The organism is Pseudomonas sp. TH07 (genome assembly GCF_016651285.1).
In the GTDB taxonomy this organism is placed as follows: Bacteria; Pseudomonadota; Gammaproteobacteria; order Pseudomonadales; family Pseudomonadaceae; genus Aquipseudomonas.
In genome coordinates this window covers 4,522,842-4,542,162 of record NZ_JAEKED010000001.1, presented here as the reverse complement: position 1 = coordinate 4,542,162, position 19,321 = coordinate 4,522,842, and the positions used below count along the sequence as shown (strand labels likewise).

Genomic DNA, 19,321 nt, shown 5'->3' with positions numbered 1-19,321 from the left:
CGCTCGAGGCATGGCAGGCCAGTGCTATGAAATGATCGGCAACAGCACCCTCGGCTTGAGCCTGCTGCGACGAATGACCGGCTGCGTGCAAGACCCCGGGCGCCGGGGAGCGGTGATTTGGGATAGAAAGCGGCCGAGGGAAAAGGTTCAGGCTGGCCAGGTGCTAATCTGCCCGCCACATCCCGCCGCGAAACCTTGCCATGACCATTGCCGACAGCCTCCTGGCCTTCACCCTGGCCGCCACGCTCCTGACTATCACCCCCGGGCTCGACACCGCCCTGGTGCTGCGCACGGCCACGGTCGAAGGCAAGCGCCAGGCGATTCAGGCGGCCCTCGGGATCAACGCCGGCTGCCTGCTGTGGGGCGCGGCGGTGGCGTTTGGCCTGGGCGCGTTGATCATGGTTTCCGAACTGGCCTACACCGCCCTCAAGTACTGCGGCGCGGCTTATCTGTGCTGGCTCGGGCTGAACATGCTGCTGGCGCCGCGCAGCACCATGGCGGCAGCCAAGACCCCGGGCCAGCGCGGCGCCAACTGGTTTCTCAAGGGCATGCTGGGCAATGTGCTCAACCCCAAGATCGGCATCTTCTATGTGTCATTCCTGCCGCAATTCATCCCCCAGGGCAGCCCACTGGTGCCGTGGACCTTTGGCCTGGTGGCCATCCATGTGGTGCTGGGGTTGGCCTGGTCGCTGCTGTTGATCGGCGCCACCCGCCCGCTGAGTGCCGTCCTGCAACGAGCGCCGGTGATGCGCTGGATGGACCGCACCACCGGCACGCTGTTTCTGTTGTTCGCCGCGCGCCTGGCCTTCAGCAAACGCTGAGCCGCGGCCTCAAGCCCGGTCGGCGTCTGGTGCGGCGGCGTCGCTCGGAGTGGTTTGAAAGCGCCGGTCGAAATCCTCGGCCAGCTCGGCCAGGGTCACCCGCCCCAGGCGCTCGAGCAGCAGCGCCTGGGCCGCATCGAAGGCGTCGGTGAGGGCTGCATTCACCGCCTGCTCCACCAGGCACTCCGGGTGGTCGGTGGACAGGCCGATGGAGAAGATCGAGGTCGCGCCCAGCGCCTGGTGAATGTCCAGCAGGGTCATGTCGGCGAGGCTGCGGGTCAGGGTCCAGCCGCCCTGATGGCCCTTTTCGGAACGCACATAACCTTGCTCCTTGAGCAGCCCCATGGTCCGGCGCACCACCACCGGGTTGGTTCCGAGCATGCGGGCGATGGTCTCGGAAGTCGCGCATTGCTGGTGGCGGTCCATGTGGATCAGCACATGCAGCATGCGGGAAAGTCGGGTGTCGGTTCTCATCCTGTCCTCGTGGTCGGCCTGAATCGGGGCGGACCGAGTATCGCTTGCAACCAGTGAAGTTACGAGAGTGTTGACAGGCAACTTTCACGTAACTTACGGTGTGTCGTGAAATCCTTGAAGCCCTTCAAGGGACCCCACTGAAGGTGTATTGCATGGTGTACGACGTGATTATTGTGGGCGGCAGCTATGCCGGGCTGTCTGCCGGCTTGCAGTTGGCGCGGGCGCGACGAACGCTGCTGGTGCTGGATTCGGCGCAACGGCGCAACCGTTTTGCCGGCAACTCCCACGGCTTTCTTGGCCAGGACGGACGCCCCGCCGCCGACATCGCCAACGATGCGCGCGACCAGTTGCTGGCCTACCCCACGGTGACCTGGGTCTCGGCAACCGCCAGCCATGGGCGCCAGGAAGCCGGGTTGTTCGAGGTCGACACCCTCGATGGCCAGCGCTACAGCGCCCGGCGGCTGATCCTCGCCAGTGGCGTGGTCGACGAACTGCCGGCAGTCGAAGGCCTGGCATCGCGCTGGGGTCAAAGCGTCTTCCACTGCCCCTACTGCCATGGCTATGAACTCGAGGGCGGGCCGATCGGCGTGCTGGCCAACTCCGAATTGGCCATGCATCACGCCTTGCTGCTGCCCGAATGGGGCCCCACCACGTTCTTTACCAATGGCGTGTTCGTGCCCGATGCCGAACAACGGGCACAACTGGCCAAGCGCGGGGTGACTCTGGAGGAGCAACGGCTGAGCCATATCAGCGGCGATCAGGCCGATGTGGTGCTGGTCGACCAGCGGGTGATTCGCCTCAAGGGCCTGTTCACCCAACCGCGCACCCACCTGGCCAGCCCTTTGGCCGAGCGCCTGGGCTGCGAGCTTGAAGCCGGGGCGATGGGCAGTTTCATCAAGACCGATGCCAGCCGCGAAACCAGCGTTGGCGGGGTGTTCGCTTGCGGCGATGCGGCGCTGGCGTTCGGCTCGGTGGCGATCGCCGTGGGGGATGGCGCCCGGGCCGGCGCGGCGACGCACCAATCGCTGGTGCTGCGCTAAGGCCCAGGTGCAACGCCGCCCGACACCGCAAGGCGTGGGCGGCGCAGGGGTTTACTCCTGGATCACCGAATCGATTTCTTCGGCCATCAGCAGCGAATCACCCGAGTAGCGCTCGAACTTGACCCGACCAAAACCCGGGGCGTACCACGCTTCCATGCGCCCGCCTTCGAACTCTGCACTCAGGTGGCAGGTGTTGCTGAAGGTGCGGTCCTTGTAGTCGATCTTGGTCGGCAGGTCTTCGAAGCCGACAAAGGTGTAGTCGCTGAACCCTTCGTATTCCAGCGGGGTGCTGGTCTCGTCGGCATGATTTTCCAGCTTGCCGCTGCCGCTGAGCTTGAACTTGGCGCCCGGCGCCGCCTTGCCCGGAAACTCCGGTGCCTTGCTGTAGGACTCGGTCATCAGCGGCGCCTTGGCATCGCCGCCCATGGCCGAGATCCCGTAGCGCACGTTGCCCAGCAATTTGCGGCCGCTGGCGTCGTAGAAACTGGCGGAGCTGACGCCCCCTTCGGACTGGGTCACCGCAATCGCGTCCTGACCCATGAACTTGGCTTTTTCGATGCTGACCGTGGTGCCTTCGGCGCCGAAGGAAACACCTGGCTTGAGGCTGAAGCACGCGGCGAAATCAGGGGCAGCGCTGGCCTGGGAAGAAATGGCGACAGCGCCCAGAACGAACGCGGCACGCAGAAGTTGAGAAGACATTGATTTCCTTTCTTTGTCAGAACGAAACGGGTCCGTTGCGCACCCGAATCCTTGGGAATGGAGACTCCACACCCCAGGCGGAAAAAAGCCCGGGCGTGAGCGGCGCGGAATATAAACCACTTGTGCGGGCGCCGCCATGCGCACGTGGCACCTTGCCCCGGCGCTGAGGGCCGCGCTCAATCCATCAGCCGTTCGCGCAGGAACTCGATCAAGGCCTGCACCGGTCGAGAACCCTGGCGATGCTGGGGGTAGACCGCCGACAAGGTCAGGGGCTCGGGCTCGAAGTCTTCCAGCACCCGCACCAGGCGCCCATCCTGCAGCGCCTGACCGACGATAAAGGTCGGCAGGTAGGTGATGCCCAGGTCGGCAACGGCGGCGTCCTTGAGCAACTCGCCATTGTTGACCCGCATACGCCCGCCGACGTTGATGTTCATGGACTTGCCCTTGACCTGGAAGCGCCACTGCACCTGGCGTCCATGACCATAGGGCAGGCAATCGTGGCCACTGAGTTGCTCGGGGTGTTGCGGCACGCCACGGCTGGCCAGGTAGCCCGGGCTGGCGCAGTAGACCCGCTGGATGGTGGCGATGCGGCGTGCGATCAGGGTCGAGTCTTCAAGCACGCCGATGCGCAGCACCAGGTCATAACCTTCGCTGAGCAGGTCCACCGGACGGTCACTGAGGTCGACCTCCACCGACACCTGGGGGTAGCGCTGCAAAAACAGCGGCAACAGGCACCCCAGGTGCGCCAGGGCGAACGACAGCGGCGCACTCAGGCGCAGGGTGCCGCGCGGTTCGCTGTTCTGCCCGGCAATGCCCTGCTCCACCTCCTCGACCTCGCCCAGCAGGCGCAGCGCCGACTCGTAGTAGTTCTGGCCCAGGGGCGTGACGTCGAGGCGCCGCGTGGAGCGGTTGAGCAGGCGCACCCCCAGGCGTTCTTCGAGCTGCATCAGGCGGCGACTGACGAACTGCTTGGACAACCCCAGCTTGTCGGCCGCCGCGGTGAAGCTTCCGGAGTCCATCACCTGGCAAAAAATACGCATGTCTTCAAACGGGTTCATTGTCACGCCTCGGTTGACAGTCAAACGCTTTATAGCGGCTTTTTCACGATTAGGCATCAGATTAATCTGAGCACAGGTTGTCGCTGAGACCCTTCACACCACAGCGCAACCCATTGAATAAACAACTAAAAACTCAATTGATCGAAAGGATTGCCGCCCATGAACACTCTGCAAAAAGTCCTCGCTACCAGCCTCCTCGCCTTGTCCGTGAACAGCGCCTTCGCCGCTGGCAGCCCGGGGGTGGAGCACCAGACCCAGGCCTTCCTCGACGCCCTGGCCGCCGGGGGCGGCAAGCCGCTGGAACACCTGAGCCCCAAGGACGCCCGCGCAGTGCTCAGCGGGGCCCAGGCTTCGGTCAAGGTCGACCTGTCCGGGGTTGAGGTCAGTTCACGCAGCATTCAGGTAGCCGGGCAGCCGGTGCAGCTGAAAATAGTGCGCCCGGCCAAGGTCCGGGGCGAGCTGCCGGTGTTCATGTTCTTCCACGGTGGCGGCTGGGTGCTGGGGGATTACCCGACCCACGAACGCCTGATCCACGACCTGGTGCTGGGCTCCGGTGCCGTGGCGGTCTACGTCGACTACACCGCGTCGCCTGAAGCCCGGTACCCGACGGCGATCAATCAGGCCTACGCCGCCACCCGCTGGGTCGCCGAGCACGGCCGGGAAATCGGCGTCGACAGCCGTCGCCTGGCGGTGGCCGGCAACAGCGTCGGCGGCAATATGGCGGCGGTGGTGGCGCTGATGGCCAAGGAGCAGAAGACCCCGGACGTGCGCTTCCAACTGCTGCTGTGGCCGGTGACCAACGCCCGCTTCGACAGCCCGTCGTACCAGCAGTTTGCCGAGGGCCACTTCCTGACCAGGGGCATGATGAACTGGTTCTGGGACAGCTACACCAGCGACCCACAGCAACGCGCCGAGATCCACGCCTCGCCGCTGCAGGCCAGCATCGAACAGCTGCGCGGCCTGCCGCCGGCCCTGGTGCAGACCGCCGAGTTCGACGTGCTGCGCGATGAAGGCGAAGCCTATGCACGCAAGCTGGACAGTGCCGGGGTCGCGGTCACGGCGGTGCGCTACAACGGCATGATCCACGACTTCGGCCTGCTCAACCCGCTGAGCCGCATTCCCGAAGTCCAGGCCGCGGTCCGCCAGGCCGCCGCCGAACTCAAGGCGCACCTCAACTGAGCCATACCTGACGCCGGGCCGTCGACTTCGCGGTCGCCTGCCCGACTCCTCTCCTTTTTGCCCTCCTTCCATGCGGTGCCGCCATGACTTTTCTCGCTCATCACCTGTTGCTCTGGAGTGCCTGCCTGCTGCTGGTGGACGCGCTGTTGTGGCACCTCGCGCCCTTCGCGCAGCGCCTGCCGCGGGTTGCCCTGCGCCTGGCGCTGTTTCTGGGGTACAGCGCGCTGATCATCAATGCCGGCGTCAGCCCGTTGCAGGCACAAGGCTGGCCCGACAACAACGTGCTGCAACTGGGCGCCACGGCGCTGGCAATCATCTGGTGGCTGTACGCCGCGCGGGTGCTGACCGAACTGATCGGCCTGGTGCTGATCCGCCGTATCGGCCACAGCGGCCGCCTGTTGCAGGACGTGATTGGCGCCCTGGTGTTCCTGGTGGCGATTGTCGCGGCGGCCGGGTATGTCCTGGAGCTGCCGGTCAAGGGCTTGCTGGCGACGTCCGGGGCCATGGCGATCATTGTCGGCCTGGCCCTGCAAAGCACCTTGAGCGATGTGTTCAGCGGCATCGTGCTCAACACCACCAAGCCGTATCAGGTGGATGACTGGATCATGATCGACGGCGTCGAAGGCAAGGTGCTGGACATCGACTGGCGCGCCACCCACCTGCTGACCAGCGTCGGCACCACGGCGGTGATTCCCAATTCGGTGGCGGCCAAGGCCAAGCTGGTCAACCTCAGCCGGCCGAGCAACCGGCACGGGGTGTCGATCAGCATCAAGGTGCCTAATCACATTCGTCCACGGCGGGTGCTGGATGCTCTGGAGCGGGCCTTGCAGGGCAGCAACAGCCTGCTGCTCGACCCGCCGCCCAAGGTGCTGCTGAAGGAGGCCGGCGAGAGCCTGTCGGAATATGTCGCCAGCGGGTTTATCGCCGAACTGGGGCAGAAGGGTCAGGTCCGCAATCAGTTGTTCGACCTGGCGCACCGGCACCTGGAGGCCGCCGGCATTTCGCGCCAGCCCGAAGGTTTCGCCGAGCCCAGTTCCAGGGCCAGGGTGTTGCTGGATGAGGTGAAGGTCTTTCGTTCGCTGGATGGCCATGAACGGGACCTGATGGCCCAGGCCATGACGCCCCGGCAGTACGCCGCTGGCGAAGTGATCCTGGAACTGGGCGAAGTGCCCGAGGCCCTGCTGGTGATCGCCACCGGCGTGGTCAGTGCCACCGTGACCGAGGGCAACCGCCAGGTCGAAGCCGGACGCATGGGGCCCAGCGAGGTCATGGGCGAACAGAGCATCCTCGCCGACACCCCATCCCAGGCCCGCTTTACTGCGCTGACTTCCTGCATCGTCTACCGCCTGGACAAAACCCTGACCCGCGATTGCATGGCCCAGCGCAAGGAGGTGAACAGCGCCCTGAACAAACTCCAGGCCGTACGCCAGCAAAGCAGCCGCTCGGTGCTGCTGGGCAAACCCGTCGACACCCGCAAAAGCGGCTTTCTCGGCTGGCTGCAAAAACGCAATTGAGGATGGGGCTCTGGCTGAGCGCACCACCGGAGTTCACCTGCCATACGCGGCGCCTGTCAGGGCCAGCGTCCGAACGCGGCCCGAGCCTGCGGCAGCGGCTACAGCGGGCACAAAAAAACCGCTTGCCTGGGGTAGGCAAGCGGTTGGGGTCCGACGCTTACTTGGCGGTCAGCGCGGTGTAGCTGTTCATCAGGTTGCGGTAGTTGGGGATGCGCTGGGACAGCAGGTTGCCCAGGCCTTCGATGTCGTTGCGCCAGTCGCGGTGCAGTTCGCAGGCCACCGAGAACCAGTTCATCATCTGCGCGCCGGCCGCGGTCATGCGCGCCCAGGACGCTTGCTGCACGGTTTCGTTGAAGGTGCCGGATGCATCGGTCACCACGAACACATCAAAACCTTCTGCCAGCGCCGACAGGGTCGGGAACGCCACGCAGACGTCCGTCACCACCCCGGCGATGATCAGTTGCTTGCGCCCGGTGGCCTTGATTGCCTTGACGAAGTCTTCGTTGTCCCAGGCATTGATCTGGCCAGGGCGCGGAATGTATGGCGCATCCGGGAACATCTCTTTGAGCTCGGGCACGATCGGGCCGTTGGGGCCCTGCTCGAAGCTGGTGGTGAGGATGGTCGGCAGCTTGAAGAACTTGGCCAGGTCCGCCAGGGCCAGCACGTTGTTCTTGAACTCGTTGGGCGAGAAATCCTGCACCAGCGAGATCAGGCCGGTCTGGTGATCGACCAACAGCACCACTGCTTCATCTTTGTTCAAGCGTTTGTAAGTCATGGGTAACTCCTTTGGGGGTGCTTGGGTTCGGGGAATAGCGGATTCAAAAGGCAAAGCACGAGCAGCCGAACGCGCCCCAGAAACCCTGGAAGTCGCTGACCGGCACATTGGAAAGGCGCGCCCGCTCATGGCTGTGGGCATGCACGCCGCACGGGCCGCTGCACTGGTGCACCTGAGCCTGCAACGGCGAGGTCGGGCGCCAGTGGCCCGGGACCTTGACCACCGGCGACCAGTCCGGCAGCACCGGCACGCGGGTCGGCGCCAGGTCCTCGAAGTCACCGGCGCCGTACACCACCTTGCCGCCGACCACGGTCAGCACCGACTCGATCCACTTGATGGCCTCTTCGTCGACGCTGAAAAAGTCCGCCGACAGCGCTGCCACGTCCGCCAGTTGGCCGACCTTGATCTGGCCTTTCTTGCCCTGCTCCGAGGAAAACCAGGCGCTGCCGTGGGTGAACAGTTCCAGGGCAGTCAGGCGTGGCAGGCCCTCGGCGTGCAGCTCCAGGCCGCCGACGGTGCGCCCGCTGACCATCCAGTACAGCGAGGTCCAGGGGTTGTAGCTGGAGACCCGGGTGGCGTCGGTGCCCGCACCCACCGGCACGCCTTCGGCCAGCATGCGCTTGATCGGCGGCGTGGCCTCGGCGGCCTTGGCCCCGTAGCGCTCGACGAAGTATTCGCCCTGGAACGCCATGCGGTCCTGGATCGCAATGCCGCCGCCCAGGGCCCGCACGCGCTCGATGTTGTTCGGGGTGATGGTCTCGGCATGGTCGAAAAACCAGGGCAGGCCGTTGAACGGGATGTCGCGATTGACCTTCTCGAACACGTCGAGCATGCGCGAGATCGATTCGTCATAGGTGGCGTGCAGGCGGAACGGCCAGCGCTGCTCCACCAGATGGCGCACCACCGGCTCCAACTCCTGTTCCATGGTCAGCGGCAGGTCGGGACGGGGTTCGAGGAAGTCTTCGAAATCCGCCGCCGAAAACACCAGCATCTCGCCGGCGCCGTTGTGCCGCAGGTAGTCGTCGCCCTGGTGCAGGGTGACGCTGCCGGTCCAGTTCTTGAAGTCGCTGAGCTCTTCCTTGGGCTTCTGGGTGAACAGGTTGTAGGCGATGCGCACCGTCAGTTGCTGGTCCTTGGCCAACTGCTCGATCACCGCGTAGTCGTCGGGGTAGTTCTGGAAACCGCCACCGGCGTCGATGGCGCTGGTCAGGCCCAGGCGGTTGAGCTCGCGCATGAATTGCCGGGTCGAGTTGACCTGGTACTCCAGGGGCAGCTTGGGCCCCTTGGCCAGGGTCGAATACAGGATCATCGCATTGGGCCGCGCCACCAGCATGCCGGTGGGATTGCCGTTGCTGTCGCGCACGATCTCGCCGCCGGGCGGGTTCGGCGTGTCTTTGGTGTAGCCCGCGACGCGCAGGGCGGCGCGGTTGAGCAAGGCCCGGTCATACAGGTGCAGGACGAACACCGGGGTGTCGGGGGCGGCCTGGTTCAGTTCTTCCAGGGTCGGCATGCGCTTTTCGGCGAACTGGAATTCGTTCCAGCCGCCCACCACCCGCACCCACTGCGGGGTCGGCGTGCGGTCGGCCTGGTCCTTGAGCATGCGCAAGGCATCGGCCAGGGACGGCACGCCTTCCCAGCGCAGCTCCAGGTTGTAGTTGAGGCCGCCGCGAATCAGGTGCAGGTGCGAGTCGTTGAGCCCGGGGATGACCGTGCGGCCCTTGAGGTCGATGACCTGGGTGCCACTGCCGCGCAGGGCCATGGCCTGGGCGTCGGTGCCCACGGCGACAAAGCGCCCCTGGCTGATGGCGACGGCACTGGCCCGGGGATTTTCGCGGTCCACGGTATGGAATTGGCCATTGAACAGAATCAGATCGGCGTTCATCGGGTTTCCTTGTAAAGGTGATGAGGCAAAAGACAGCCGTGGCCAGAAAGCCGCCGCGGCGCTGAGCAACGAGCCGGCCGCCAGTAGCTGGCGCCGCCGTGGATCGCTCGGGTCATCCTTGCTGGCCATGCTCGGGCTCCAGGTGTTCATGGGCGCTGGAAGCCTGCAGCCAGGGCGCGAACAGCCGGGTGGCGGCCGGCATCAACAGGTAGACCACCAGCAACACGATAGTCAGGGTCACCACAAAGGTGCTGACCAGGTAATTGGAAAGCCAGGGATGCAGGCGCAGCACCGGGCCCCAGAGCAGCGGGATCAGCAGGGTCAGCGGCAGGATCACGCACAGGGTCACCACCGCCTGCTTCCAGCGCGGCGGCGGTGTCGCGGCGTCGGCCAGGGGGGCGAACCAGAATTCATTGAGCGCGGCGACCTCGGTCTGGTCGCCATCGGCCAGCATCGGTGCGGCCTGGTTGATCAGTGCCAGGCGTTGCGGCGAGTCGAGCCAGCGCTGCATGGCTTCGGTCGAGCAAAAGCGCAGCACGCAGGTGAAGTGCGCCAGCCCGCCCAGCCGGCCGCGAACCACATCCACCCCCAAATGCCCCGGCCATTGCCCGGCCACCCGCACAATGCCGCGCAGCCAGGCTTCGTAGTCCGCCTCGTGGCCGGCCTTGATCCGGTGCTTGACCACCAGGGTCACGACTTCATCCAGGCCCGGCCGCGGCTGGGGCATAGAGGGTTCGGCAATTTGCTCAGACATGGCGCAGTACTCCACTGAAACGTGAATTGAGCGCCAGACGCCCGGGGCCGGCGATCAGCACGCTGGTAAACAGGATCAGCAACAGCCAGGCGAACTGGCCCTGTTCCAGGCTCCAGTCCGGGTGCACCAGCAGCAGCGCCACCGCCAACAGCAGCAACACCGGCAGGCAGGCCAGGCGCACCAGGACACCGGCCACGATCAACAGCGGGCACAGCACTTCGGCGAAAATCGCCAGGGACAGGGTCAGGTCGGCGCCGAGGTGGAACGGATCCTCGATGCGCGACAATTCGGCGCTGTAGTGCAGCCACTTGGGCAAGCCGTGGACCCACAGCAGAAACAGCGCGGCACTGACCCGCAGGAACAACAGGCCAAAGTCCTGGGCCCGCGCCTCGCCGGTTGAGCGCGTCATTGCTCGAACACCATTGGATACCCCTCCCCGGGCCGCGTTGTTTGATCGAGCGCCCAGTGTGCGACCCGTTGCCGCAGAAAAATTGCATGTACGTGCTCTCTTTCCGAGGGCTGAATCAGCAAGGATGACCTCGCCCTCCGTAGCCGCTGCCGAGGCACGAGGCTGCGCTGGCCGCAACAAGCACCGTGAAAGGTCAGGTGTAGTGAGGCGGTCTTGAGGGCCAGCGTCCGAACACCGCCCGAGCCTGGTGGCAGCGGCTACAGGCACCTGCCTCGGGGTGGGTCGGTGAACAGGCGCTGGGTTTCAGGCCATGGGTTGGGACATGTGCTCGGCGATGCGCGAGCGCAGCCAGCGTTCGGCGGGGTCGTTGTCGTGGACGCCGCTCCAGACCATGGACAGTTCGGCGGCAGCGATCGGCAGCGGCGGATCTTCGGCGCGCAGGGCACTGCCTTCGGTCAGGGCGCAGGCGGCGTAATCGGGCACGGTGGCGAGCATTTCGGTGCCGGCCAGCAGCGCCCGCAGGCCGCTGAACTGCGGCACTGCCAGCACCACCCGGCGTGCACGTCCGACCCGCGCCAGATCAAGGTCGATATTGCCGCTCAGGTCACCGGAGAACGAGACCATGGCATGGGGCCGTTCACAGTAGTCGTCCAGCGTCAGGGGCTCGGGGCGGTTGTCGCCGCGCAAGACCTTGCACGGAATATCCCGCAGCTTCTTGCGCTTGGCATTGGCCGGCAGGTCGGTGGTGTAGCTGACCCCCACCGAGATCTCGCCACTGGCCAGCAACGACGACATCAGCAGGTAGTTGGCGCGGCGTACCACCACGACGATCCCCGGGGCCTCTTCGCGCAGTTGGCTGAGCAAGGGTGGAAACAGGCCGAACTCGGCGTCATCCGACAAACCGATGCGAAACACCGCGCAGCTGCTGGACGGGTCGAACGCCTTGGCTCGGCTGACCGCGCCGGAAATGGTGTTCATCGCCGGTTGCAGCTCCTGCAGAATCGCCAGCGCCCGGGCGGTGGGTTCCATGCCCCGGCCGTTGCGCAACAGCAATGGATCATCGAACAGATCGCGCAAGCGGCTCAGGGCAGCGCTTACCGCCGGCTGGCCCATAAACAGCTTTTCCGCCACCCGGGTCAGGTTCTTCTCGAACATCAGGGCTTCGAAAATCACCAGCAGGTTCATGTCGACGCGGCGCAGGTCATTGCGGTTCATAAATCGGTCCGGGCACAGGAGGGCAAACCCGCACCTGAACACAGCGCAGCGGTTTTGCCTTGGACGCCTGTGCTGTGTTGTGCCCGCCGTCATCCGTTGAGCGCGACCCGCACCGGCCCCTCGACACCGCAACGCACCAGCATGCTGCGCTCCTGGAAGGCGACCCCGGCGTTGTGCGCATCGACTTGCGCCTCCGAGGCGCCCTCCTCGCGATTGCGGCTCAGCACCTGATACGCCCCGCCACCACACACCGCCACGGCCTCGCTGCGGCACCCGGCCCAACTGCCGAACACACCGTGGCATTCGATCTGCCGGGCCTGGCTGTTATCCATCAGTAACGCCGGCCGGGAACTGGCGCAGCCCGCCAGCACGGCTAGCATCAGGAGGGCGCCAGTGATTGCAGCGCAACGCAGGGATAAAGGGTGGCGAGACATGGCGAGAAGCTCCTGGACAGTGAATGGCGCCATTGTGGGCAGCCTCCCGGCGCCGCAGAAATCACTGCTCTCGATAGCCACCATGGCCAGTAACGGATAGCCCGCGCCAACCCTGAAATTAACAACGTTTAACTCGTCAGCCCGCGCCCCGGGGCGAAAAATACCCAGGTCTACCCCGGTTTTTTTCCACCGCACCGGGAACGTGTTTTCGAGCAAGGCGACCGACCCGGCATGTGCGTTCCCATCGACCACGGATACTTGTCATGGCCCGACTTGAGCAACCTGCCTTGTGCTTCGACAATGGCCAGCCGAACAGCCCAAGGCCCGCCACCGGAGGCCTGTGCGCGCGGCGCGAGCGCCTGATCAAGCAACTGATCCTGGCCAACCTGGCGCAAAGCCTGGAAGTGAGCGAGCTGGCCCGCGCCTGCGCGCTGTCACGCAGCCATTTCTCCCGCGCCTTCAAATGCAGCACCGGCCTTTCGCCCCAGGAATGGATCCGCCAGCAGCGCATCGCCCGGGCCAAGGAACTGATCACCCGCTCCACCCTCAACCTGACCCAGATCAGCCAGGAATGCGGCTTCTGCGATCAGGCCCACTTCTGCCATATGTTCACCCGCAGCGAAGGGGTCAACCCCATGACCTGGCGCAGCCACCAACTGCGGCTCGCCGCGACGCGCAACGCCCTGCCAGGTTTCAGCGAGGGCTCTTCAACCATGGCTTGCGGGCGCGCTTCGGCAGCACACACCTGAGCCGGTAATCCGGCCGACGCGGGCCTAGCCCGCGCCGGCTACCTTCAGCCCTGGATAAACGCCAGCAAATCGGCGTTCAAACGCTCCTTGTGCGTGTCGGTCAGGCCATGGGGCGCGCCCGGGTACACCAGCAGCTGGGCGCCCTTGACCAGGCGCGCCGAGGCGATACCGGCGGTTTCGATGGGCACGATCTGGTCGTCGTCACCGTGCACCACCAGGGTCGGGATATCGAACTTGAGCAAGTCTTCGGTGAAGTCGGTCTCGGAAAACGCCTGGATGCAGTCGTAGGCATTTTTATGCCCGGCGAGCATGCCCTGCATCCAGAACCAGTCGATGCGGCCCTGGGACACCTCGGCTCCCGGCCGGTTGAAACCGAAAAACGGCCCGCTGGCGAGGTCACGGTAGAGCTGCGAACGGTCCGCCAGCGAACCCTGGCGCAAGCCGTCGAAGACCTCGCGCGGCACGCCCTTGGGGTTGGCCTCGGTCTTGAGCATCAGCGGCGGCACCGAAGAAATCAGCCCGGCCTTGGCCACCCGCGCCGTACCGTGACGACCGATGTAACGCGCCACCTCGCCACCGCCGGTGGAGAAGCCCAGCAGCACGGCGTCCTGCAGGTCCAGCAGCTCGATCAGTTGCGCCAGATCGTCGGCATAGGTGTCCATGTCGTTGCCGTCCCACGGTTGGCTGGAGCGACCGTGGCCCCGGCGGTCGTGGGCGATCACCCGGTAGCCTCGGGACGCCAGGAACAGCATCTGCGCCTCCCAGCTGTCGGCGTTCAGGGGCCAGCCGTGGCTGAAGACCACGGGCTGGCCGCTGCCCCAATCCTTGTAGTAGATCTCGCTGCCATCGCGGGTGGTAAAGGTGCTCATGGTGGGATTCCTCGTGGGTGGGTCGGACGAACAACAATCGGCGCCGAGCGCCGGGTCAATCGGGATCAGGCCGCAGGCGCACGGCAATCTGCGCCACGCGCTGGCCGAGGCAGGCCGCAGTGCGTCGGTCGGCCAGCGCCAGCGCCGCCTGGAGCGAGTGTTCGGGCAACGACTGGGCCATGGCGCCCAGGGAACAGCCTAGTCGGTTCAGGGACGAGCCTTCGCCGCCGGTGCCAGGCAGCAGGCCCAGGCCGACCCAGATCATCCCGTGCTGAGAGGCAAACACCGCCAGTTGCAGCAGGCTGTTGAGGGTGTCGCCGCTGAGGCTGTCGGCATGGGTGAACCCGGCCGCCAGCTTGTCGCGCCAGGGCTGGGCCAGATAGAAGGCGGCGGTGGCGTCCATAAACCCGCGAAACGGCGCCGACAGGCTGCCCATGCAGGTGGGCGCGCCGAAGATAATCGCGTCGGCGCGGTGCAGCTCGTCCCAGTGCTCCGGCACCTGCTCCACCGCGATCAGGCAGCCATGGCTCCCGGGCTGGCTCTCGACACCGGCCAACACCGCTTCGGCCAGGCTGCGGGTCCGGCCGAACGCGCTGTGATAGACAATCGCCACCCTGCTCATCCTGGCATCCTCGATGGATGGCCCTGCCGGTTCCGGGCGCCCGGGCGACTCCGTGGCACGGCCTCTAATCCGCCAATGGTTGGGCTTGGGCCCGCGTCAGCACGAGTTAAACGTTGTTAATTTTCTGGCCCCTGCGCCGCCAGCAGACGATCGGCAATGCCCCGTAAATCCGGCGCGCAACCGCTCTGCGACGCGCCCTGGAGGAAAATCGCCGGCGTGCAGCGGGCGCGGTCCTCGTTGCGCAGCGGGTAAAACCTGAGGAATATGCTCAGGTTCATCGCCAGTCAGCGCACTGCCCGCCTGGGTCGGGTGTGGCCGTGGGCTTCGCGAGCCGAAAAAGAGACCGCCCCATGAGTCAGTACAAGCCCCTTGCCAGCGACCAGGCCGTGCATTTCGGCCCCTATCGCATCCACCCGCAACAGCGCCTGGTGCTGGAATCCGGGCGTCCGCTGCGCCTGGGCAAGCGGGCGGTCGATATCCTGCTGATCCTGCTGGAACACGCGGGCAATGTGGTGAGCAAACAGGAACTGATCGCCCGTGTCTGGCCCAAAAGCGTCGTCGAGGACGGCAACCTGCGGGTGCACATGGCGGCCTTGCGCAAGGCCCTGGGCGATGGCCAGGCCGGCCAGCGCTACATCGTCACCGTGGCTCAGCGCGGCTACAGTTTTGTCGCCCCCCTGAGCATCGAACCGGCGCCCTGCCACAGCGCCCCCCTGCCCCATGCCAGCCTCGGCCACAACCTGCCGCTGCGACGCACGCGGATGATCGGGCGCCAGGCCTTGATCGACAGCCTGGTGCAACAGCTGCCGCAACAGCGTTTTATCACCCTGACCGGCGCCGGCGGCATCGGCAAGACCACCGTCGCCCTGCGCGTCGCCGAGTTGCTGATCGGCCATTACCGCGACGGCATCCGCCTGCTGGACCTGGCGCCGCTCAACGACCCGGCGCTGATCGTGCCCAACCTCGCGGCCCTGCTCGACCTCACCCCCCGTGACCAGGACCCGCTGGGAGGCATTGCCGAGCAGTTGCGCGAGCGGCAGATGCTGCTGGTGATCGACAATTGCGAGCACCTGCTCGATGCCATCGCCCTGATCAGCGAGACCCTGCTGCGCAGCGCCCCGCAATTGCACATCCTGACCACCAGCCGCGAAAGCCTGCGGGCCGAGGGCGAGTCTGTGCAGCGTCTGGATTCCCTGGCCTGCCCACCGGCGACCGAACCCCCGGACCGCGCCCGGGCCCTCGGCTACCCGGCCCTGCAATTGCTGCTGGAACGGGCGCTGTCGAACCAGGAAACCTTCGAACTGAGCGACGCCGAGCTGCCCCTGGCCATCGAGGTCTGCCGTCGTCTGGACGGCATTCCCCTGGCCCTGGAACTGGCGGCGGCGCAAATCGCCCGCTTTGGCCTGTCCGGGCTCCTGACCCAGTTGCAGGGGCGCTTTCGCCTGCTGACCCGTGGCCGCGACTGCAGCCTGCCGCGCCAGCAGACCTTGCGCGCCACCCTGGACTGGAGCTTCGCCCTGCTCACCCCCTGCGAACAGATCTGCCTGCGGCGCCTGGCGCTGTTTCGCGGCAGCTTTACCCTGGAGTCGGCGGCGGCGGTGATTGGCGGCGAACACATCGCCCCCGGCGAGGTGCTGGGTTCGGTGACGCAGTTGGTGGCCAAGTCGTTGCTGAACGTGGAAGCCGGCGACGACGAGGTGGCGTACCGCCTGCTGGACACCACCCGCAGCTACGCCCGGGAGAAACTCGCCGCTGCCGCCGAGTTGTTCGCCACCCGCGAACGCCACGCCGCACGCTGCCTGGCCCTGATGAAACAGGCCGAACATGACTGGGAGCTGCTCCCCAGCGCACAGTGGATCAGCCGCTATGCACCGCACCGCGAAGACATCCGCGCCGCGCTCGATTGGGGCCTGGGCCCCCACGGCCCGCAGATCCTGGCCATCCGCCTGACCGCCAGTGCCATGCCGCTGTGGCAGGAACTGTCGCTGCTCAAGGAGCACGGGCTGTACGTGAGCAAGGCCCTGGCCCTGCTGGAGCAGTTCGCCACGCCCTGCCCGCGCCTGAACATCAGCCTGCAGCTGGCCATGGGCAGTTTTTCGTACCACACCCGCGGCGCCACCGCGCACACCCTTCAGGCCTTTGTCAGTGCCCGGGAATTGGCCGAACACTGCGCCGACCTGCTCGGCCAGCTCAAGGCCGTCTCGGGGCTGATGGCGGTCAACCTGTGCTGCGGCAACTACCGGCAGGCCCAGGAGCAGAGCCGGCACTTCGAGCGCCTGGGGCCCCACGAGGAACCGGTGCTGGCCCTCAGCGCCCAGCGCTTGCAGGTGCTGGCGCAGCATTTTGTCGGGGACCAGGTGCTGGCCCGGCACAACGCCGAACAGGTGATCCAGCGCATGGCCCAGAGTGGCCACCTCAATCGCTTTACCCACGGTTTTGGCGTGCAGTACGACCAGAGCGTGGCGTCCCTGACCATCCTCGCGCGGATCCTGTGGCTGCAAGGTTTTCCGGAGCAGGCCTGGCGCACCGCCAGCCAGGCGCTGGAACTGGCGTTGCAGATCAACCATGGCACCTCGATCTGCTACACCCTGGCCCTGTCCGGCTGCGTCATCGCCCATTACAACGGCGACGCGCCGACGGCCCGGGCCTTGCTCGAACTGCTGCTGCAACAGGCGCAGAAACACTCGGTGCGGCTGTTCCACACCTGGGGCCGGCACTATGCCCAGGTGCTGGAAGCAACCCCCGGCGGCGCCGACCCCGAAACTGCCGAGGGCGACGGGCTGATCCGCGACATCATGCTGACCCTGCGCCCCGAGGTGGTGGACGACGCCCTGCTGCAACGCGCCAACAGCGGTGCCGCCGGCTGGAGCGCACCGGAGATTCTGCGGGTACGGGCCGACAACCTGCTGAGACAGGATTGCCCGCAACAGACCCGCAGCGCCGAAGGGGTATTGCTCGAGGCGCTGGCCGTGGCTCGGCGCCAGGGCGCCCTGGCCTGGGAGCTGCGCAGCGCCACCTCACTGGCGCGGCTGTGGCAGCAGCAGGGTCGCTACCAGCAGGCACGGGATGTGCTGGAGCCGATCTACGCGCGCTTCACTGAAGGTTTCGCCACCCCCGACCTGATGCAGGTGCGGCGCCTACTCGACGATCTGCAACGCCAGCTCGCGGCCTGAGACCCAACTCGGGCAGCCGATGTAATGGGCATAACGCTGCTGCAAATGCTGCAACTGCAACGGGTCATTGAGTTTGTCGCGGGCGTAGGCGCGAGTGGTGTTGAGCAACCGATAGTGCAGGGCACCCGGTCGCGGTTCCAGGCTCAGTAGGGACTTGGTCGCCAGGCGGCTCAACAGGTGACTCAGGTCGGCGTGCTCCAGGGCGCTGCCGACCACGCTGCGCCTGACCGCTGCCGGGCTGAAGCCGCCGGGAAACAACGCCAGGTGCTGGAACAGCCACTGCTCGGGCAGGCTCAGGCGTTCATAACTCCAGTCCAGGGCGGCCTTCAGGGTCTGATGCCGCTCCACGGCCGTGCGCCGGCCCTTGCCCAACACCTGCAAGCCGTTCTCCAGCTGGGCCTGCAAGCCCTGGATGCCCAGCGCCGCGACCTGGGCCGCCGCCAATTCCAGGGCCAGGGGCAGGCCATCCAGACGCCGGCAGATATCGCGCAGGGCCAGCAGGTCCTGCTCGCGCAGGCAAAAGCCCTGCTGCCCGGCACGGGCCCGACTGACAAACAGCTGCACCGCCGGATAGGCCAGTGCCTGGTTCACGCTGCGCAGCGCCGACAGCGGTGGCAGCGCCAGCACCGGCACCGCCTGTGCCCACTCGGCGGCTATCCGCAGCGGCTCGCGGCTGCTCAGCAGCAGTGACACCTGGGGCGCCGCCTGCAACAGCGCCAGCACCAGGGCCCGGCACGGCGCCAGCAGGTGCTCGCAGCCGTCCAGCACCAACAGCATCTGCCGCGGGGCCAGTTGCCGGCACAGATCGCTCAGCGAACCTTCGGGTTCCAGGCTCAGCCCCAGGCCGTGCGCCAGGTGTTTGATCAGCGCCGCCGGTTCGCGCAGCGCTCCCAGGTCAACCCGCCAGGCGCCATCGCGACAGCGTGGCAAACGCAATTCGGCCAGGCGCAGGGCCAGGGTGCTCTTGCCGACCCCGGCCGGGCCGACCAGCGTCACCAGGCGCTGCCCCGACAGCCGCCGCAGCAGGCTGCCCAGCAGTTCCTCACGACCGATCACCGGGCTCAGCCGCGCCGGCAGGTTGTGCCGTGGGCCCGAAGGCGTCGGGTCGCTGGCCAGGCTTTCGCCCGGGGCGCGGCCATACACCGGGGCCACAAAACAGTAGCCGCGCTGCGGCAGGTTGACGATGTAGTGCTGGCCATCGCGGCCATCGGCCAGGGCCCGGCGCAACGCGGCGATGTGCACCCGCAGGTTGATCTCCTCGACCACGCTGTGCGGCCAGACCCGGGCGATCAGGGTGTCCTTGCTGACGAACTGGCCGGCGCATTCCACCAGCACCAGGAGAAGTTCCAGGGCCCGTCCGCCCAACGGCAGCGGCCGCCCCGCTTCACTGACCAGGCGTTGCTGGCGCTGCAGGGTGAAAGGCCCGAAACGCAGCACCGCGTCGGGGTCATGGGGTTCAAGGCGGTTCATGTCATGCACTGTGGCGCGAAATGACCTGGCCAGGCACAGCGTCCTCAATCGGCGGACGGTCCAGGCCAAGCTCTGCGCATCCTTTTCCAGAGGGCTCGACGCTATCTTGGCAGGCACACATGGCAGGGCAATGCTGGCACGGGGAGCGGCACGGACATCACGGTGCCCTGCACGGCCATCCGCC

Annotated in this window: 18 protein-coding genes; 6 read left to right on the top strand and 12 right to left on the bottom strand. The window is 66.3% G+C overall.

Annotation, left to right across the window (positions count from 1 at the left end; all coding sequences use genetic code 11):
* Positions 1-200 precede the first annotated feature (200 nt).
* Positions 201-821: a LysE family translocator gene (locus tag JFU57_RS21130; protein WP_078471392.1), complete on the top strand. Its 621-nt coding sequence runs from the start codon at positions 201-203 to the stop codon at positions 819-821.
* 9 nt (positions 822-830) lie between these two features.
* Here JFU57_RS21130 and JFU57_RS21125 read toward each other — a convergent pair whose 3' ends face one another.
* Positions 831-1,295, bottom strand: a complete 465-nt coding sequence (locus JFU57_RS21125; protein ID WP_201130672.1) for an Rrf2 family transcriptional regulator — start codon at positions 1,293-1,295, stop codon at positions 831-833.
* A 152-nt stretch (positions 1,296-1,447) separates the two neighbouring features.
* Between JFU57_RS21125 and JFU57_RS21120 the strand changes: the two genes are divergently transcribed.
* On the top strand, positions 1,448-2,335 hold the full coding sequence (locus JFU57_RS21120) for an NAD(P)/FAD-dependent oxidoreductase (RefSeq protein WP_201130671.1): 888 nt from the start codon (positions 1,448-1,450) through the stop codon (positions 2,333-2,335).
* Positions 2,336-2,386: 51 nt separating this feature from the next.
* Here JFU57_RS21120 and JFU57_RS21115 read toward each other — a convergent pair whose 3' ends face one another.
* Both JFU57_RS21115 and JFU57_RS21110 read right to left on the bottom strand, forming a co-directional pair.
* Positions 2,387-3,034 carry a hypothetical protein gene (locus tag JFU57_RS21115; protein WP_078471395.1) on the bottom strand — a complete coding sequence of 216 codons (648 nt, stop codon included), beginning with the start codon at positions 3,032-3,034 and terminating at the stop codon, positions 2,387-2,389.
* A 176-nt stretch (positions 3,035-3,210) separates the two neighbouring features.
* Positions 3,211-4,092, bottom strand: a complete 882-nt coding sequence (locus JFU57_RS21110) for a LysR family transcriptional regulator (RefSeq protein ID WP_201130670.1) — start codon at positions 4,090-4,092, stop codon at positions 3,211-3,213.
* A 159-nt stretch (positions 4,093-4,251) separates the two neighbouring features.
* Between JFU57_RS21110 and JFU57_RS21105 the strand changes: the two genes are divergently transcribed.
* A complete protein-coding gene (locus tag JFU57_RS21105; protein WP_201130669.1) occupies positions 4,252-5,271 on the top strand; it encodes an alpha/beta hydrolase in 1,020 nt (339 codons plus the stop codon).
* Positions 5,272-5,354: 83 nt separating this feature from the next.
* The gene (locus tag JFU57_RS21100; RefSeq protein ID WP_201130668.1) at positions 5,355-6,785 is read left to right on the top strand and encodes a mechanosensitive ion channel family protein; all 1,431 of its coding nucleotides are present in this window, start codon (positions 5,355-5,357) and stop codon (positions 6,783-6,785) included.
* Positions 6,786-6,942: 157 nt separating this feature from the next.
* Here the strand turns inward: JFU57_RS21100 and ycaC are convergent, their stop codons facing one another.
* From ycaC to JFU57_RS21070, 6 genes are all read right to left on the bottom strand, one after another.
* Positions 6,943-7,560: an isochorismate family cysteine hydrolase YcaC gene (gene ycaC, locus JFU57_RS21095; protein ID WP_078471399.1), complete on the bottom strand. Its 618-nt coding sequence runs from the start codon at positions 7,558-7,560 to the stop codon at positions 6,943-6,945.
* A gap of 43 nt (positions 7,561-7,603) precedes the next feature.
* The gene (locus JFU57_RS21090; RefSeq protein WP_078471400.1) at positions 7,604-9,442 is read right to left on the bottom strand and encodes an amidohydrolase; all 1,839 of its coding nucleotides are present in this window, start codon (positions 9,440-9,442) and stop codon (positions 7,604-7,606) included.
* 112 nt (positions 9,443-9,554) lie between these two features.
* Positions 9,555-10,196 carry an antibiotic biosynthesis monooxygenase gene (locus tag JFU57_RS21085; protein ID WP_201130667.1) on the bottom strand — a complete coding sequence of 214 codons (642 nt, stop codon included), beginning with the start codon at positions 10,194-10,196 and terminating at the stop codon, positions 9,555-9,557.
* A complete protein-coding gene (locus tag JFU57_RS21080) occupies positions 10,189-10,605 on the bottom strand; it encodes a DoxX family protein (protein WP_201130666.1) in 417 nt (138 codons plus the stop codon). Before JFU57_RS21080 ends, JFU57_RS21085 begins: the two co-directional genes overlap by 8 nt.
* A gap of 303 nt (positions 10,606-10,908) precedes the next feature.
* Positions 10,909-11,820: a LysR family transcriptional regulator gene (locus tag JFU57_RS21075; RefSeq protein WP_201130665.1), complete on the bottom strand. Its 912-nt coding sequence runs from the start codon at positions 11,818-11,820 to the stop codon at positions 10,909-10,911.
* A gap of 89 nt (positions 11,821-11,909) precedes the next feature.
* Entirely contained in the window at positions 11,910-12,254 is a 345-nt protein-coding gene (locus JFU57_RS21070) for a hypothetical protein (protein ID WP_201130664.1), read from the bottom strand.
* Positions 12,255-12,517: 263 nt separating this feature from the next.
* Here JFU57_RS21070 and JFU57_RS21065 point away from each other — a divergent pair, with 263 nt between their 5' ends.
* Positions 12,518-13,003: a helix-turn-helix domain-containing protein gene (locus JFU57_RS21065; RefSeq protein ID WP_201130663.1), complete on the top strand. Its 486-nt coding sequence runs from the start codon at positions 12,518-12,520 to the stop codon at positions 13,001-13,003.
* 44 nt (positions 13,004-13,047) lie between these two features.
* On the opposite strand, the gene JFU57_RS21060 is transcribed toward JFU57_RS21065, so the two are convergent.
* Positions 13,048-13,872 (bottom strand): alpha/beta fold hydrolase, encoded by an 825-nt coding sequence (locus JFU57_RS21060; protein ID WP_078471406.1) that lies wholly within the window; start codon positions 13,870-13,872, stop codon positions 13,048-13,050.
* A gap of 55 nt (positions 13,873-13,927) precedes the next feature.
* On the bottom strand, positions 13,928-14,494 hold the full coding sequence (locus JFU57_RS21055; RefSeq protein ID WP_201130662.1) for a flavodoxin family protein: 567 nt from the start codon (positions 14,492-14,494) through the stop codon (positions 13,928-13,930).
* 350 nt (positions 14,495-14,844) lie between these two features.
* Between JFU57_RS21055 and JFU57_RS21050 the strand changes: the two genes are divergently transcribed.
* On the top strand, positions 14,845-17,667 hold the full coding sequence (locus tag JFU57_RS21050) for an ATP-binding protein (RefSeq protein ID WP_201130661.1): 2,823 nt from the start codon (positions 14,845-14,847) through the stop codon (positions 17,665-17,667).
* Here JFU57_RS21050 and JFU57_RS21045 read toward each other — a convergent pair.
* Positions 17,632-19,137, bottom strand: a complete 1,506-nt coding sequence (locus tag JFU57_RS21045; protein WP_201130660.1) for an ATP-binding protein — start codon at positions 19,135-19,137, stop codon at positions 17,632-17,634. The genes JFU57_RS21050 and JFU57_RS21045 overlap by 36 nt on opposite strands.
* Positions 19,138-19,321 lie beyond the last annotated feature (184 nt).